The organism is Occallatibacter riparius (genome assembly GCF_025264625.1).
GTDB lineage: Bacteria > Acidobacteriota > Terriglobia > Terriglobales > Acidobacteriaceae > Telmatobacter > Telmatobacter riparius.
Genome location: NZ_CP093313.1, coordinates 1,288,919 through 1,304,986, shown reverse-complemented (window position 1 = coordinate 1,304,986; position 16,068 = coordinate 1,288,919). Strand labels below are relative to the sequence as shown.

The window sequence follows — 16,068 nt, the reverse complement described above, 5'->3', positions numbered from 1 at the left end:
CTAAACCGAATCCGTTTGGCTCGTTGTTATAACCGCTTCACAACATACCCCAGAGTCGCTCAGAGTTACCGTCTGTGGATTGACCTGCAAGCTCTCGTATTCGCAACGAATTACTCTGGGCGGCCACCCTTCCAGAGTGCCGCGCCCAGCAGTTTGCCAGGTCCGGGCGCTTGGACGAATGCGATCACGCGTAGGTTGAGCGGGTCAATTCCCGGCCTGAGTTTCAGCTGAACTTCCTTCTCGAACTTCTGTCCCTTCTCAAGCTTCCCGACTTTTTCCAGTTGCACCACAACAGCTGTGTGCACAAGATGCCGTCCGCCATTTTCTCCATGCAGCACATGAGAGTCCACCTGGTTGAGAGCGACGGCGACATAGACATCCCCTTTGGAATTTCTGCCGCCTGCATCGGCTGCGACCTGTGCTTGCAGACCGGAGCTTGGATCGATGCTCACTTTTTCGAGCTCGACAGATATCTTGGGTCTGGAAGCTTCTCTCTGCAGTGTCTCCTCCATTTGTTGCGGTTCGGTGAGATGGATCTCATCCGCTCCATCGACGATCAATTGCGGCGTATACGACGTGCTCAGCCCCAAGGCGCGTTCATAGGCTGCCTGCCGATCAGTAAGAGCAGACGAAGAGTATGGATCTTTCCAACCTTCGTGGTCCCAGTAGTCTACGTGCTCACTCAGCACGATGAGCAGCGCATTCGGCACCGGTTGCTGTTGATCCAGCTTTCGCACGAATTCATCCGCGGGCGGGCAGCTTGAGCAGCCCTCGGAGGTGAACAGTTCCACAACAATCGGATTGCTGGGGGATTGGCGCGCAGACGTCGGAGCCCTTTGCGCATCTGAGATGGCCCGCAGTCCGACCAGACATAGAAGGAGCCCCGGGACTGTCCAAAACCTCTTCATCGAAGCGCTCAACATGAGGAGAGTCTAGCGGAGAGTCTGCCCTCAGCCAATAACCACTTGTCGAGCCATCTGCCTAGCCAGCAAGACTGAATGGACGTGCCAGATCTAGAGCCGCAGCCGAATTCCAAGGCGCGTAACCAAACCGCTGACGGCGAGAATGAACAGTGTGAAAAGGACGGATTCCACGGTTCCTTGCCAGCCGTAATTGAAATGGCTTTCGAAGAAATGGATTCCCGCGGCCGCGAAAACGAAGTACCAGAGATCAGGAAGAAGGTAGGTCGTCAAGGTATTGGAACCAGCGGTCCGGACAATGAAAGCCCACCGCGTGCTCTTCCTGACATCGCATATCCAGTAGAGCGCGGTGAAGCCCAGAACAGCCGCGCCGACGCTGTAGAGACTCCAGGTCGGCGTGGCTCTGATCTTTGAAATACCCAGCGGGGCAAGTGCCCATCCGGCCAACAATGACAAAGTGCCGAAAGATAGGCCAAGTGTTATCTTCTGGCGGAGCGATTGCCAGGGATGCGCGCCGAGGAAGACGACGGATGTGACGATACCGCCGAACGTGATGGCGGCCATGGCTCCGTTCGTGAAGGGCCAGAACCAGTAGTGGATTCGCTCTGGAAACGTGACCCATCTTGCTGCCGTAAGGGCGTTGAACGCGATCAGGCCGATGAAGCAAGCCAGCGGAGCCCACACCCAGCGTCGAGTAGGAATGTATAGGAGTGCAACCGCGAAGTAGGTGTAGCCAATGAGGCCGAGGATCTCCGGGTAGGAAAAGTTGATCCAGCTCCCGCTTGCGTGTCCATGACCAGGCGCGTGGCGAAATATCGCGAACATAGCGACGACGAGGGCGAGGCCAACGATACGCAACCAGCGATAGAGGGCTCCATAGCGCTGGGACTGTCCATATTCATTCAGGAAGAGGCCCGCGCCGATCAGAGCGAAGATTGCCCAAAGGGCGGGATGCACAATCATGCGCGACGCGTCGCCTTCATCCGCGTTTGCGAGCACCAGCCCGATCGTCATCAGAGCTGCGGTTCGAAGTCCGACATGCATCCACAGCGCAGGAAGGGAAGGGTTCCTTTTCAGCCGGCTTGCCATTGAGAGCGGTATCGACAGCCCAACGATAAACAGGAAGAAGGGAAAGACCATGTCGACGTACGTCATGGCGTCGACTTCGGCCTTCATATGGTAGGTCCACCACGGCAATCCCTTCACGCCGGAAAGCTCGTTGACAAAGATCATGACCGCCATCGTCAGGCCGCGAAAGATGTCGATGGAGGCGAGGCGAACCGAAGTGCGTTCTGCAGAAGCGGCATTAGGGGCTTGAACGGTGGTAGCGGTCACGTTCACACCATAATGCACGGAATTGACCGCGTCGATGGTCAAAGTCAACGGAGACGCAGTAATGCCGGAAACTATGTTCCTTCTACGGGAACACAGCGCCCGGCATTGCATTACTGCGTCTTCTTCTTTCCGAGCAGCTAGATGTCCAGGTTTTTTACGTCGAGGGCGTTGTCCTCAATGAACTTGCGGCGCGCCTCAACATCTTCACCCATCAATGTGGTAAAGATCGTTTCGGTTTCCGCGATGTCCTCAAGCTTGACGGAGAGCAACGTGCGCCGCTCGGGATCCATGGTGGTCTCCCAGAGTTGCGACGATGTCATTTCGCCCAGACCCTTGTAGCGCTGCACCTGGTAGTCCTTCTTACCTTGGTCGACGATGTAGGTGAACAGCTCACGAGCGGTCTGTTTCTCTACTGGATCGCGCGGTATGCGCGAAGCCTTGGGAGCTTTTGCCTGCGTTGCGGCGCCCGGGGCGGCCGCGCCCTCCGCATCCGGCTCCTCTTCGTCCGGATGATCTTCTGCCGCACCCTTCTGAACGAACTCGATGAGGAACGGCGGTTCGAGGTACTCCTTGATCAGGTTGTACTTCGACATCATCTGCCGGAACTCCGGGCTCGACGCCAGCGTCCAGTCAATGCAGCGCGACGCGCCCTGCGTGTCAGTGAAGCAAAGCGACCAGGTATGGTGCTCTTCATCCTGCACGGGCTCATGCACTTTGATCTGGAACTCGTCTGCCTTCTTCTTCAACTCGGCCTGCAGCGACGCGATCTTCTCCGGCAGGTCGCCGTTGTTCGGAGAGGTGAAATCCGCTCGATGCGTGAGCTCGGCACGCGCAAGCAATTCAACGATCTGCTCGTTTCGAATGCGCTTATCAACCTTCTCGATAAGAGCAAGATACTCGCCCAGCGTGCTCATGAAGCGCACGCGGTCCGCGCCCTCGATCTTCTGCGCGCTCTCGCCGTGGCGAATGATGGTGCCTTCAGAGGCGCGTTTCACCATCACCTTTACGAACTCGCGATCGTCCTTGATGTACTGCTCGAATCTGCCTTTCTTGATCTTGTAAAGCGGCGGCTGCGCAATATACACGTTGTCCCGCTTGATCAGTTCCGTCATGTGGCGGAAGAAAAATGTCAGCAGCAGCGTACGGATATGCGAGCCGTCAACGTCGGCGTCGGTCATGAGGATGATCTTGCCGTACCGCAGCTTGGCGGGATCGAAGTCGTCCTTGCCGATACCCGTTCCGAGCGCCGTGATCATGGCGCGGATTTCCTCGTGGCCCAGCATCTTGTCGTACCTGGCCTTCTCCACGTTGAGGATCTTGCCCTTCAGTGGCAGAATCGCCTGAAACCGCCGGTCTCGTCCCTGCTTGGCCGTTCCGCCTGCCGACTCGCCCTCGACCAGGTACAGTTCGCAGCGGTCAGGGTTTCGTTCCGAACAGTCGGCCAGCTTGCCGGGCAGGCCGCCGCCTTCCATGGCTCCCTTGCGCCGCGTCAGGTCGCGTGCCTTTCGGGCAGCCTCGCGGGCGCGCGCTGCCTCAATGGCCTTGTTGATGATGCGCTTGGCAATAGGCGGGTTCTGCTCGAGGAACATGCCCAGGCGCTCGTTCACAAATGCCTGCACCGTTCCGGCGATGTCGGAATTGAGCTTGCCCTTGGTCTGTCCTTCGAACTGCGGCTGCGACAGCTTCACGCTGATGACCGCCACCAGGCCTTCGCGCACGTCGTCGCCGCTCAGGTTCTCCTTCACGTCCTTGAACAACCCAAGCTGCTGACCGATGGCATTGATGGTCCGTGTCAGCGATGTGCGGAACCCTGAAAGATGCGTGCCGCCGTCCACGGTGTTGATGTTGTTGGCGAAGCTGAACACCGTCTCGGAGTAGCTGTCGTTGTACTGCAGCGCGATATCGATGGCGATGTTGTCGCGCTCCGCCTCCATCGTGATCGGCTTGTCGTGCAGAACCTGCTTGCCGCGGTTGAGGTGCTTCACAAACTCCGCGATACCGCCCGCGTACCGGAACTCGGCGCGCTTGGCCTCCCCGGTCTTTGGATCGGCCGTCCGCTCGTCGGTCAGGGTGATTTCGAGGCCCTTGTTGAGGAAGGCGAGCTCGCGCAGACGCTGTGCCAGCGTGTCGTAGTTGTACTCGGTCGCCGCGAAAATCGTCTTATCGGGCAGGAAGTGGACTTTGGTTCCGCGCTTCTTGCTGACGCCTGCCTTCCGCAGCTCGCTTACCGGCAGGCCGCAGCTGAAGTCCATCTCCCAGGTATGGCCGTCGCGCCAGATTTCTACGTTGAACTCCTGGGCCAGGGCGTTGACGCAGCTCACGCCGACCCCGTGCAGGCCGCCCGAGACCTTGTAGGTCGACGAATCGAATTTGCCGCCCGCGTGCAGCTTGGTCAGCACCACCTGCACGGCAGGCATCTGCGTGCCATCGGGCAGCGTCTTCATGTCTACAGGGATGCCGCGGCCATCATCGATCACCGTTATTGAGTTGTCGACGTGGATGATGACGTCGATCTTCTTGGCGAACCCAGCAAGCGCTTCGTCAACCGAGTTGTCGACAACCTCGTACACCAGATGGTGCAGACCCATATCACCGGTCGAACCGATGTACATGGCAGGGCGCAAACGTACCGCCTCCAGGCCTTCGAGGACCTTGATGTTTTCGCTGGTATAGCTGCCGTTGGGGGTGGGTTCGTCGGGGAGAGGAATGCGCTCAGTCGCCATAGAAATCCATCTGGGCATTCGCTCCGCATCCTCGTGGAAGAATCGGTTCCGAACGAGGTGTTTTCAGCCGGCCGTTTTCGGATTAACCGCTTGAAAAAATGAGGACTTTTGGGCGAATCTGCCTACCTGTATTTTAGCATGCGGAGCCCTGATTCGAGCGGGTGGATCCAAACCATCCCGTATCCCTTTTCGGATGAGATTCATCGGCGATATAGGTAACCTAAGTAACCTGCGCAGAGCTGATTCGCTGTAAAAAAGTTATCAAAATCATGAGCTTAACTACAACTTTCGGGTTACCATTCGAAGTGACTCCAGACGACAAGTCTGTCAATCGAAATCCCTGCAAGAGGTAACTCATCATGAAACTGGCTGTTCGCATCTTTGGACTTTCCATCGTTCTCGCCGGCGCCGCCGCCGCTACGCTCTCTTCCTCCACTACCCACGCCATGGCCAGCAGCCAGGCTGTCTCAGCGAAATTGCCGATTCCAGTTTGCGGGCCGACGGTTCCGACCTGCCCGACCAAGCCCGACCCGACCGTCCGCTAGTCGACGCCGGCACGTTTCTTGACTCGCTTCAACCACCCCCTACTTCTACCAATTTCGAGGTTTCTCTGATGAAGATCATCGTTCGCGCTCTCGCTCTTGTTGTTGTAATTGCCGGTGCCGCCGCTGCCTCCCTCTCCTCGTCCACCACCCAGAACGTCGCCAGCCGGCAGGCAGTTAACGCTCGTCTCCCGATTCCGACGTGCGGACCCACCGTTCCCACGTGCCCGAAGGATCCGAACCTGCAACGGTAGAACAGCCTCATAAATCGACAGTAATGGCACAAAAGTGCCAGCACAGAGGGCGTTTTTCCCTTTCGGACCAGGCCTGTCTGGCGCTATGCTGAGAACAATCTCAGCGTACGTGGGCGGTCTTCTATGCCTCTGAACTCCCTGATGTCGGTTATGAGCGTGGTCGAGTTCCTGCTCTGGGCCGTGCTCGCTTACTTCTTCTGGACGAAGAAGCTGCAGAAGCGATTCCCGGCGATGGGCGCCTACCTGGCTTTGCGCGTCACCTCCACGCCGCTTCTGCTGGCCATCCTCTGGTGGGGACAGCACTACTACGATTCCGCCTACTTCTTTGGTTATTACGCGGTTTACATCGCGAGCGCCGTCCTGCTGTTCTTTGTCGTTACTGAGATTTTCCGTGCGGCGCTCTCTCCCTTTTCGGGACTTCAGCGCTTCGGGACCGTGATCTTCCGCTGGGCGGCTATCGTATCCATCATTGTCAGCCTCACGACCCTGACGTTCGGCCATCGTGGCATCTCGAGCATACCGGAGATCGCTTACGGCCTCATGCGCTGCGTAAGCATCATGGAGCTCTCGCTGCTGGCGTTCCTCTGCCTGAGCATGAATGCGCTTCAGCTTCCAATTCGTGACCTGTCGTTTGGGATCGCACTGGGATTCGGCACCATGGCTTCCGGCGACCTGATCGGAGCCGCAGTGATCAAGTACAACTCCAGCCTCAACGCGCCGATCGAGGTTTTCTGTGAGGCCATGATCCTGGCTTCTCTCGGAGTATGGGTGATGTACTCGGCCCTGCCGGAGCCGGCTCGCAAGCCGATTGTGGTTGCCGCCAGCTCCACGATTTACCGCTGGAACGAGATCGCCTCTGCGCTCGGCCACAAGGGGACCAAGGTTGCCGTGCCCGCCACTGCCAATAGCTTCTTCCTCAGCGACGTGGAGAAGGTGGTAGACAAGGTGCTTACCCGCAACCTGCGCGAGAGCGAAACGAATTCCTGAAATACTCCTTACCCCAGATCACGAAGGCCGCGGCTCACCCCGCGGCCTTCGCTTTTGGCATCGCTCCCTCTTTTACCCGGGGCGAACGTCATCTTGACACCTGCGGTTCCACGCCGCTAGCTTTCTTGCCGGCTGCTTAAGTCCTGTCCAATTCTTCCGTATTCGTAAAATCCCATCCCCTCGGAGGAACACCCCATGAAGAACCTCAGCAGGACCGTTCTAGGTTGCGCAGTTGCCTCAATACTTCTCGCCGCATCCAGGCCGGCCCAAGCGCAATGCGGAACAACCGGCGCGACGGGCACGATCTCCTGGGCTACCCAATGGTGTGATGAGTTCAATGGGGCGGCCAACAGTGCTATCAGCTCCGCCAATTGGACCTACGACACCGGTGCTGGCGGCTGGGGCAACAAAGAACTCGAAACCTACTGCTCTCCGACGTCCAACACCTCGCCCTGTTCGACCAGCACTCCCAATGCGTACATGGACGGCTCGGGGCATCTTGCCATCAAGGTCTACTCGGTGGGAAGCGCCTACACCTCCGCACGGCTGAAATCGCAGGGGCTGCAAACCTTCCATTCCGGGCGTATCGAGGCCAGCATCGAAATACCATCTCATGCGGGCTTGTGGCCGGCCTTCTGGATGCTTGGCTCGCAGTCCGGCGTTTCCTGGCCCACGGTCGGGGAGTCCGACATCGTGGAGAACTGGCCGACTACCTCCAACATCGCAGGGCCGGGCGCGACCGGAAACCGTTCCACGATCCACACCAAGGTGACAGGCGGCAGCGGGCTGGGCGGCGCGTACACTTTTCCGTCGGGCCAGGCGGTGAATAGCGCTTTTCACACTTACGGCCAGATCTGGTCGGCCAACATGATCCAGTTCTATGTGGACGACGCGACAAAGCCGTTCTATGTAGTCACGGCGTCGGATCTGCCCGCCGGCGATATCTGGCCTTTCTCAAGCTCTGCCGACTCGTTCTTCATCATCATGAACATGGCCGTAGGCGGAACTCTTGGCGCGCCCACCGACTCAGCTACTGGCACGCAATCACCCATGCTGGTCGATTACGTGCGGCAATATGTGCCCTCGCCGATCCCCGCTCCCACGCTGAGCCCGAACGGCAATATCACCCTCAAAGCCGGCGCTACCACCGGGAACTCCACCACCCTGACCGTGCAGAACACGCTGGGTACCGGCCGAGTCGCATTCTCCTGTACCACGACTGCTCCCAAGGCGAGTTGTATCGTCACATCGGCTGACCCGCTCAACAAGCACACGGTTGACTTCAGCAATGCCAGCTCTGATAGCGCTGCGGTAACCGTGACCACCACGGCCAACACCCAGCACGGGGGCCACGCGAATGGCACCGCGCCTGGCACCTACTCGGTGACTGTCAACGCGTTCACCGAGAGCAGCTCGGACGCGACCAAGCCATCCTCGAGCGCCAGTTTCACGCTGACGGTGAACTGATGCAGCCCGGACGCATGAAAGGCCGCGGCTTTGCCGCGGCCTTTCCGTTCTGAGCCGCGTCTCCGGATGATTTTTGTTGGCCCCTAGCATTGTTAAATTTTCGTCTGAAGGCGGCCGGTCTCGTCCTTTCGATGGGTGGCAATGCTGCGCGCCTTTGTTACAACCAAGTGCCATGGACCGTCGAAACTTCCTTCGCTCCGCAGGCCTCACGATTGCCGCTGCTCGTCTGCGGCGTGTTCCAGCACTGGCTCAGCCCGTCTCTTCCCCGGATTGGCAGACCTACGAAGTCACAACGCACGTGGAGATTCTGAAACCCGTCGGGATAAGCCATGTGTGGCTGCCTCTGCCGCTGACTGCGGTGACGGAGTTCCAGAAGCCGCTCGGCAATCGGATCGACTGCCCTTCGGGAGAGGCCCGCGAGGTGACAAGCGGCGTCGGTCCTGCGCTGGTGCAGGCCAAGTTTCCAGCTGGAAGGATCGCTGAACTCACTGTCGTCAGCCGGGTAGCCACTCGGAATCACACGGTGGACATCCAGCAGCCGGGCGCGTCCCGATCGGAGTCGGATGCCGCGCTCAAGGCGTGGCTGCAGCCCTCTGCCGGACTCCCGCTTGACGGGATCGTGCTGAAGAAGGCGACCGAGATCACGCGCGGGGCCTCCACCGATATAGACAAGGCCAGAGCCATTTACGACTGGATTGTCGAGAACACTTATCGCAACGCGAAGATTCGCGGCTGCGGCCGCGGCGACATACGTTTCATGCTCGAGTCCGGTGACATGGGAGGGAAGTGCGCCGACCTGAATGCATTGTTCGTCGGTCTGGCAAGGGCCTCCGGGCTGCCGGCCCGGCATGCGTATGGAATTCGTGTCGGACCATCTCAATACGGATACAAAAGCCTGGGCGCCAATACACCGACGATCACAACGTCGCAACACTGCCGCGCTGAAGTCTATCTGCGCGGGTATGGCTGGGTTCCGGCCGATCCCGCCGACGTGCGCAAGGTCATTCTGGAAGAGCCACCCGGAAACCTGCCCATCACCGACGAGAAGGTCGCTTCAGCGCGATCCCGGCTGTTCGGCTCCTGGGAGGGGAACTGGATTGCCTGGAACTATGCGGCTGACGTTACGCTGCCCGAGGCCAGCTTTGGCTCGATCCTCTACTTCATGTATCCGCAAGGAGAGACGGCCGAGGGCCGCCTCGACCCCTTCGATCCGGACGCTTTCCGGTACACCATTACGTCGAACGCGGTTGCGGCCTGACCTCAGCGCCAGACGCAGAAAGGCCGCGGGAGTGTCCCGCGGCCTTTCTGTTGGAAAGCTTTGGCTTACTCAGCCGCGACGGGCTCGATGGAAGCGAACCGGCCGTGGTTGCCGCGGTCAGTGAAGACCACGCGCCCGCTCACCTTGGCGAACAGGGTGTCGTCCGAGCCGATGCCGACGTTCAAGCCGGGTTTGATCTTGGTGCCGCGCTGACGGATGATGATCGATCCGCCCGTGACCAATTCGCCGGCAAAGGCTTTCACGCCCAGCCGCTGCGCATTCGAGTCGCGTCCGTTTGTGGAGCTGCCCCCACCTTTTTTATGTGCCATTGCCGAATCCTCTTCTTTTCCGAGCTGGACAGCTCGATAATCTCGTTCGCCCGTTGGCAGTGCCCAACGGCTGAAGGCTACTTCTGGTCCGCGGTGTAGGTCACGCCGTCGGCCTCGATGGCCTTGATGCGAACCTCGGTGAAGTTCTGGCGGTGTCCCTGCATCTTCTTGTACTGCTTCTTACGCTTCAGGTGGAAGACCAGGATCTTAGCGGCGCGGCCATCGCCGACCACTTCGGCCGTAACCTTGGCCGAGCCCGGCTTCAGAATGCCGTTGTCACCCGAAACCGCCAGCACATCGCTGAATTCAATGGTGTTGTCCTGCGACGGCGAGACCGTCTCGATCTTCACAACGTCGCCGGGGGCGACACGATATTGTTTTCCACCGGTGCGTAGAACCGCGTACATAAGTCCTCCAGAGCGGCACGCTGGGCGCGCTCCTCAAATCCAAAATAGCTCGGGCGGAAACTCCGTGCTGTGAGGGTACGCTCAAGCCCCGTCCAAATCAGAAGAGCGAGCGATTGGCTTCACAGCAACAGGCAGGAATCGCCAAACTAGAGTAGTTTACCGGGTTTGGCGGCCGGGGTCAACGGCTGTCCAACTCAATCCGGGTGCTGGGGTCGACCCCTACAATGGTGCGGTCGGCTCAATCAACCTATGCATATCCCATTCCTTTCGCACATCTTCGTTCGGCGCGCTTTCCTCGCAGTTCTCGCTGTTGCCATCCTTGCGCCTTCCGCTACCGCTTTGGCGCAGGAGCCGTTGCGAACCCTCCTCGTCGGCGTCGATCGGCGGGAGGTGAACTCGCTGAATGGCGACTGGCACTACCTCGTCGACCAGCCGCCCTTCTCGTCCCTCTATGACAGCAGCGGCAAGGTGCGGAACGGCGGGTACGGGCAGAATACGCATCCGAACATCGACTCGGGGCCGCACAACGCGGAGTACGATTTTGCCACCGCCCCGACACTGAAGGTCCCGGGCGACTGGAACACGCAAGACCCCACACTGTTCCGGTTCGAAGGCGTGGTCTGGTACCAGCGCGACTTCAACTTTCAGCCACAGCCGAACAAGCGGACGTTTCTCCACGTTGGAGCGGCAAACTACCGGTCTTATGTATGGGTGAACGGCCAGCACATCTGCGATCACGAGGGAGGTTTTACGCCTTTCGATTGCGAAGTGACTGCTGCCGTGAAGCCGGGCAGCAACTTCGTCGTCGTCGCCGTGGACTCGACGCGGCACGTGGATGACATCCCGACAGTGAACTACGACTGGTTCGATTATGGCGGTCTGACGCGTGACGTCTCCCTGGTGACCGTGCCATCCGCGTTCATTGACGACTACGACGTCCATCTTCGCCACGGGACCACATTCAACGCGGCCGATGCCGCGATCCTCAGTGGCTATATCCACGTGGAAGGCGCCACCGCAGGCACTCCCGTGACCTTGCGCATCCGCGAGGCGGGCGTGGACACGCATCTGCAAACGGATGCTGCGGGTCGTGCTTCGTTCGAAGTGAAGGCGGCGAAGCTCGATTTGTGGTCGCCGGAAAATCCCAGGCTGTACAAGGTTGAGCTCGCAGCCGGCGACGATCGCATCACTGACGAAATCGGGTTCCGCGACGTGCGGGTGGAGGGAACGCGGATCCTGTTGAACGGCAAGCCTATCTTTTTGCAGGGTGCGAACGCGCACGCCGAGGCGCCGATTCGTACAGGCCGTGTCTGCACTGATCAGGACGTGAAGAATCTCTTTGGATATCTCAAGGACCTGCATGCAAACTTTGTCCGGCTGGCACACTATCCGCACGACGAGCGCATGGAGAGGATGGCTGACCGGCAGGGGATTCTCATCTGGTCGGAGATCCCGAACTGGCAGCGCATTTCGTTCGATAAGCCCGAGGTGTTCGCGAAAGACGAGGCGTTGCTGCGGGAGATGATCCGACGGGATCGCAACAAGGCATCAGTGATTCTCTGGTCGGTGTCGAACGAGACACCCGATAACCCGGTGCGCACGGAGTTCCTTACCCGGCTGGCGAATGAGGCTCGGCAACTTGATCCGACGCGGCTGATCACCTCGGCCCTCAACAGTGCCAGGCCCAAAGATGGTGCGATGGTGCTGGATGACAAACTGGCCGATGCGCTCGACATGGTGGGAATTAACGAATATATCGGGTGGTACGTAGGTAAACCCGAAGACGCGGACAACACGCGCTGGGTGCTGCCGGAGAAGCCAATCATCTTCTCGGAGTTTGGGGCCGAGGCGAAGTATGGCAATCACGGAGGAGACCATGCGCGTTGGACCGAGGAGCAGCAGGCCAACGTGCTGGCGCATCAGTTTGCCATGCTGCGCAAGATTCCGCAATTGCGCGGTGTGACGCCGTGGGTGCTGATGGATTTCCGTTCGCCGAGCCGGAACATTCCGAAGCTGCAGGATGGGTTTAATCGCAAGGGGCTGCTATCGGAGAAGGGCGAGAAGAAGCTGGCGTTTTCGGTGGTGCAGAAGGCGTACGAAGACCATTCGATCGGAAAGCCGGAGTAAAGCGCGTCGGCAAAGCAGAAACGGCCTCGCTGCTCGCGAGGCCGTTTCTGTTAGCTGAGGAACGCCGGGCTCTTGCAGCTACAGGACTGCATTCTGAGCGATCGTGTTCTTGTACCACTCGGCGCTGAGCTTCGGAGTCCGCTTTTGTGTTTTGAAGTCCACGTAGTGGATGCCGAAGCGCTTGGAGTAGCCATCGGCCCACTCGAAATTGTCGAGCAGGCTCCAGAGGAAGTAGCCCTTGACCGGGTATCCCTCGGAGACGGCGCGGTGCAGATGCGACAGATGGTTGCGCAGATACATGATGCGATCGATGTCGTCGATGCGGCCGGCCGAGTTGATGACGTCGTCGGAGGAGGTGCCGTTCTCTGTGATGTAGAGGGCGGGAATCTTCCAGAGGTCGACGACGTTGCGGACGGCCCAGTAGAGGCACTCGGGGGCGAGCAGGATCCACGGCGAGGCCATTTTGGGCTGCGACGTGGGGTAGGGAATTTCGGCGTAGCCCTGCTTGGAATCGTCGGCACGCACGAAGAACGGCGTGTAGACGTTGATGCCGACGAAGTCGAGCGGGCTGGAGATGGCCTTGAAGTCGCCTTCTTCCACCTTGGGCGCGTTGGCTCCTTCGCGCTCAAGGTAAAGGTTCATGTACTTGCCTTCCATGAGCGCGGTGAGGAACGGAGCGTTACCTAAACGCGTGGCTTTCTGCGCGGCTTCGACGTGTTCCTTTGTTTCGATGATGGGCACGTAGACGGTGGCGTTCTCCGCCAGGCCGACCTGGGTGCCGCTGGGCGTGTTGGCGCGAATAGCCTGGACGGCGAGGCCGTGGGCGAGGATGCCGTGATGCCGGACCTGGTTCACCTGCGCATCAGGGAGTTTGAGTCCGGGCGCAAATTGGCCGATCTTGTAGCCGAGATCGGTGAAGCAGACGAACTCATTTGTCGTCATCCAGTGCTTTACGCGATCGCCGAGCTTCTTGGTAATGAATGCGGCGTAGTCGGCGAAGGCCTTCGACGTGTCACGGTTCTGCCATCCACCGGCGAGTGCGGCGGGCGTATCCCAGTGGAAGAGGGTGATGTAAGGCGTGATGTTGTTCTTGAGCAACTCGTCGACCACGTTGCTGTAGTAATCAACGCCGGTCTGGTTGACCTTGCCTTTGCCCTCGGGAAAGATGCGCGACCATGACATCGACATACGGTAGGTCTGGACGCCGAGATTCTTGAGCAGCCTGACATCTTCTTTATAGAGGTGGTAGGAGTCGTCGGCTACGTCGCCGGTGTCGCCCTCGTGGGTTTTGCCGGGCGTGTGCGAGAAGACGTCCCAGAGCGAGGGGCCGCGGCCGCCATCCTTTGCGCCGCCTTCGATTTGATACGAGGCGGTGGCACATCCCCAGAGGAAGCCCTCTGGATATTGGAGGCGCGTGGGGTTCGGGGCGGAGCCGGAGGCCTGGCTCTTCGCGAATGCGGGTAACGACAATCCGGATGCCGCTGCAGCGGCCGACCCGGCCATGATTTTGCCAAAGAAACGGCGTGTAATGCCCTTCATAAAGACTTCCCTTCAACTGCTAAATCGGAGCAAAAACGTTTTAGCAGAGGAGACGAGGGCTATGCAAGCTGTAAAGAGCAGGGGTTCGGGTAAGTATTACTTCTCGACGGGCTTCGGCGGAACTACCGGCGTGAGTGAAGCGGGCAGGGGATCGCCGAAGATGTAGTGGTTGAACCAGAGTTCGTTCTCTTCCATGACGGCGCGCTGCTGCTTGGGCTTGTTGATGCCGTGGCCGAAGCCTTCATAGAGCACCATCTTCACGGGTACGCCGCGGTCTTCGAGCGCCTGGCGCAGTTCGAACGAGTTGGGCACGGGCACTCGGCGGTCGTTCGAGCCCTGCTGAATGAGCGTGGGCGTTTCCGCGTGTGCGATGTAGTGGATGGGCGAGGTCTTAGCGTAGATCTCAGGATCGTCCCAGGGTGTTGCGTGCAGGTACTGTGGCGTGAAGGGCGTGATGTCGGTGTTGGCGTAGTAGGTCGTCCAGTCGGAGATGCCGGCGCCTACGCTGACAGCTTTGAAGCGGTTACTAGAGGCGGTGATGAATGCGGAGATGTAGCCGCCTTCGCTCCAGCCCATGGAGCCCACACGGTCTTTGTCGACGACGCCCTGCGCGATGAGGGAGTCGACACCGGAGATCACGTCGGCGTAGTCGCCCACGCCGAGGTTGCGCACGTTGAGCGAGCGGAAAGCTTCGCCGTATCCGGCCGAGCCGCGATAGTTGGGACGGAGGATGAGCGCGCCGCGCGCAACGAAGCGCTCAATAGGGTAGTAGCGGTCGGCGTTGATGAGGGGCATGTCGATGCCCGTAGGGCCGCCGTGAATCACGACAAGGAGCGGGTACTTCTTGTGCGCATCGAAGTCGGCGGGCTTGTAGAGGACGCCTTCGATGGTTGTGCCGTCACCCGATTTCCATTGCACTGCTTCGCGGTGGGCGAGCGTGAATGCGGAGAGCTGGTCGCTCGCATGGGTGATCTGCACCGGCGCGGCTGAGGGAAGCGTTGAGACGTAGATTTCGGCGAAGCGGTTTTCAGCAGAGCCTCGAAAGGCAAGCGCCTTGAAGTCTCGGGAGAAGGAGAAGCTGCCGGCGACCGTGCTGCCCGGCATCTCGATCTTCTTGACTGCCTTGGTTGCGGGATCGAGGAGAAACAGCGACGAACTCATCTTCTGCAGGGCGGAGAAGTAGATGCCTTCCGGTGCCCAGCGAATGAGACCGGGGTCTTCGTCGAAGTCTGCAGTGAGGACCTGCGGAGTTCCGCCGTCGGCAGGGACTACGGCGAGCCGCTGGTCGGTGTAGAAGAAGTACTTGTTGCCGTTGGAGGTCTCATAGGCGATCTGCTTGCCGTCTGGTGACCACTGCGGATTGCCGTCAGGGCCGGGCGTGTCGACGATCTTTTTGATCGCGCCGTCGGGAACGGTGACGGTGTAGATGTCGGCGGAGAAGCCGGAGATCAGGTCGGGATCGCGCTGGGCGCTGAAGGCGATGTGCTTGCCGTCAGGCGAGAAGGAGAAGTCGTTGATGGTGTAGTCGTCTTTGGTGAGTTGCTTTGGATCGGCGGGCTTGGGAAAGCGGCCGGCGAGGTCGGCTCGCGGTATCTCGATGAGCCAGAGATGGGTCATCTGGTAGTCGGCGTGGATGACGTGGTAGTCGCCGAAGTAGTCCTTGCGGTCTTTCAAGGTCTTGGGGTCGGCGCCTTCAGCGGCGAAGGCGATGTGTTTCGAATCCGGAGCCCACTCGAAGCCGTTGATGCCGTGCTCCATCTTCGTGATTTGCTGGGCGTCGCCGCCGTCGGCCGGCATGAGGTAGAGCTGGCGTTGGCCCGAGGGCGAGTCTTTGAGGGCGGCGGGGCGATCGGAGAGGAAGGCGATCCATTGGCCGTCCGGAGACCAGGATGCGCTGGAACTGGAGCCGGCGCGGACGGTGAGCAGATGACGCTCTGTGCCGTCGGCATTCGCGATCCAGAGTTCGGTATCAAAAGAGTTGTTCTCCCAGTTGGTGCGGCTCTGCTCGTAGATGACGCGCTTGCCATCGGGCGAGAGCTGCGGGGCGTTCACGCTGAAGGTCTCGAGCGACTGATCGATGGTGGGGGTCTTGGTGGAGGGCGGCGTTTGCGCGGCGGCAACGGTGGCGAGAGCGAGGAGAGCAGCCAACTGGAGTGAGCGCATGGGAGGAAGCTCCTGAG

Annotated in this window: 13 protein-coding genes; 6 read left to right on the top strand and 7 right to left on the bottom strand. The window is 59.6% G+C overall.

Translation table 11 applies throughout. The features are described from left to right. Positions 1 to 110: 110 nt before the first annotated feature. From MOP44_RS05140 to gyrB, 3 genes are all read right to left on the bottom strand, one after another. A complete protein-coding gene (locus MOP44_RS05140) occupies positions 111 to 908 on the bottom strand; it encodes a DUF1223 domain-containing protein (RefSeq protein WP_260794837.1) in 798 nt (265 codons plus the stop codon). 105 nt (positions 909 to 1,013) lie between these two features. Then, the gene (locus tag MOP44_RS05135) at positions 1,014 to 2,255 is read right to left on the bottom strand and encodes a DUF5009 domain-containing protein (protein ID WP_260794836.1); all 1,242 of its coding nucleotides are present in this window, start codon (positions 2,253 to 2,255) and stop codon (positions 1,014 to 1,016) included. A 137-nt stretch (positions 2,256 to 2,392) separates the two neighbouring features. After that, entirely contained in the window at positions 2,393 to 4,996 is a 2,604-nt protein-coding gene (gene gyrB / locus MOP44_RS05130) for a DNA topoisomerase (ATP-hydrolyzing) subunit B (RefSeq protein ID WP_449290007.1), read from the bottom strand. Positions 4,997 to 5,337: 341 nt separating this feature from the next. On the opposite strand from gyrB, the gene MOP44_RS05125 reads away from it, so the two are divergent. The 5 genes from MOP44_RS05125 (at position 5,338) to MOP44_RS05105 (ending at position 9,486) form a co-directional block, all read left to right on the top strand. After that, positions 5,338 to 5,523 (top strand): hypothetical protein, encoded by a 186-nt coding sequence (locus MOP44_RS05125; protein WP_260794835.1) that lies wholly within the window; start codon positions 5,338 to 5,340, stop codon positions 5,521 to 5,523. Between the two features lie 68 nt (positions 5,524 to 5,591). Beyond that, positions 5,592 to 5,774 carry a hypothetical protein gene (locus tag MOP44_RS05120; RefSeq protein WP_260794834.1) on the top strand — a complete coding sequence of 61 codons (183 nt, stop codon included), beginning with the start codon at positions 5,592 to 5,594 and terminating at the stop codon, positions 5,772 to 5,774. Positions 5,775 to 5,897: 123 nt separating this feature from the next. Then, a complete protein-coding gene (locus tag MOP44_RS05115; protein ID WP_260794833.1) occupies positions 5,898 to 6,761 on the top strand; it encodes a hypothetical protein in 864 nt (287 codons plus the stop codon). Positions 6,762 to 6,956: 195 nt separating this feature from the next. Next, complete coding sequence (locus MOP44_RS05110; RefSeq protein WP_260794832.1) at positions 6,957 to 8,228, top strand: glycoside hydrolase family 16 protein; 1,272 nt, start codon at positions 6,957 to 6,959, stop codon at positions 8,226 to 8,228. 172 nt (positions 8,229 to 8,400) lie between these two features. Beyond that, the gene (locus MOP44_RS05105) at positions 8,401 to 9,486 is read left to right on the top strand and encodes a transglutaminase-like domain-containing protein (protein ID WP_260794831.1); all 1,086 of its coding nucleotides are present in this window, start codon (positions 8,401 to 8,403) and stop codon (positions 9,484 to 9,486) included. 65 nt (positions 9,487 to 9,551) lie between these two features. Here MOP44_RS05105 and rpmA read toward each other — a convergent pair whose 3' ends face one another. Then, positions 9,552 to 9,815, bottom strand: coding sequence for a 50S ribosomal protein L27 (gene rpmA, locus MOP44_RS05100; protein WP_260794830.1), 264 nt, complete (start codon positions 9,813 to 9,815; stop codon positions 9,552 to 9,554). Positions 9,816 to 9,892: 77 nt separating this feature from the next. Then, the gene (gene rplU, locus MOP44_RS05095; protein ID WP_260794829.1) at positions 9,893 to 10,222 is read right to left on the bottom strand and encodes a 50S ribosomal protein L21; all 330 of its coding nucleotides are present in this window, start codon (positions 10,220 to 10,222) and stop codon (positions 9,893 to 9,895) included. 249 nt (positions 10,223 to 10,471) lie between these two features. Between rplU and MOP44_RS05090 the strand changes: the two genes are divergently transcribed. Further along, on the top strand, positions 10,472 to 12,349 hold the full coding sequence (locus MOP44_RS05090; protein ID WP_260794828.1) for a glycoside hydrolase family 2 protein: 1,878 nt from the start codon (positions 10,472 to 10,474) through the stop codon (positions 12,347 to 12,349). A 78-nt stretch (positions 12,350 to 12,427) separates the two neighbouring features. Here MOP44_RS05090 and MOP44_RS05085 read toward each other — a convergent pair whose 3' ends face one another. Together MOP44_RS05085 and MOP44_RS05080 are read right to left on the bottom strand one after the other, a co-directional pair. Continuing rightward, on the bottom strand, positions 12,428 to 13,888 hold the full coding sequence (locus MOP44_RS05085) for a GH1 family beta-glucosidase (protein ID WP_260794827.1): 1,461 nt from the start codon (positions 13,886 to 13,888) through the stop codon (positions 12,428 to 12,430). Between the two features lie 96 nt (positions 13,889 to 13,984). After that, complete coding sequence (locus MOP44_RS05080; protein ID WP_260794826.1) at positions 13,985 to 16,051, bottom strand: S9 family peptidase; 2,067 nt, start codon at positions 16,049 to 16,051, stop codon at positions 13,985 to 13,987. Between the last annotated feature and the right edge of the window lie 17 nt (positions 16,052 to 16,068).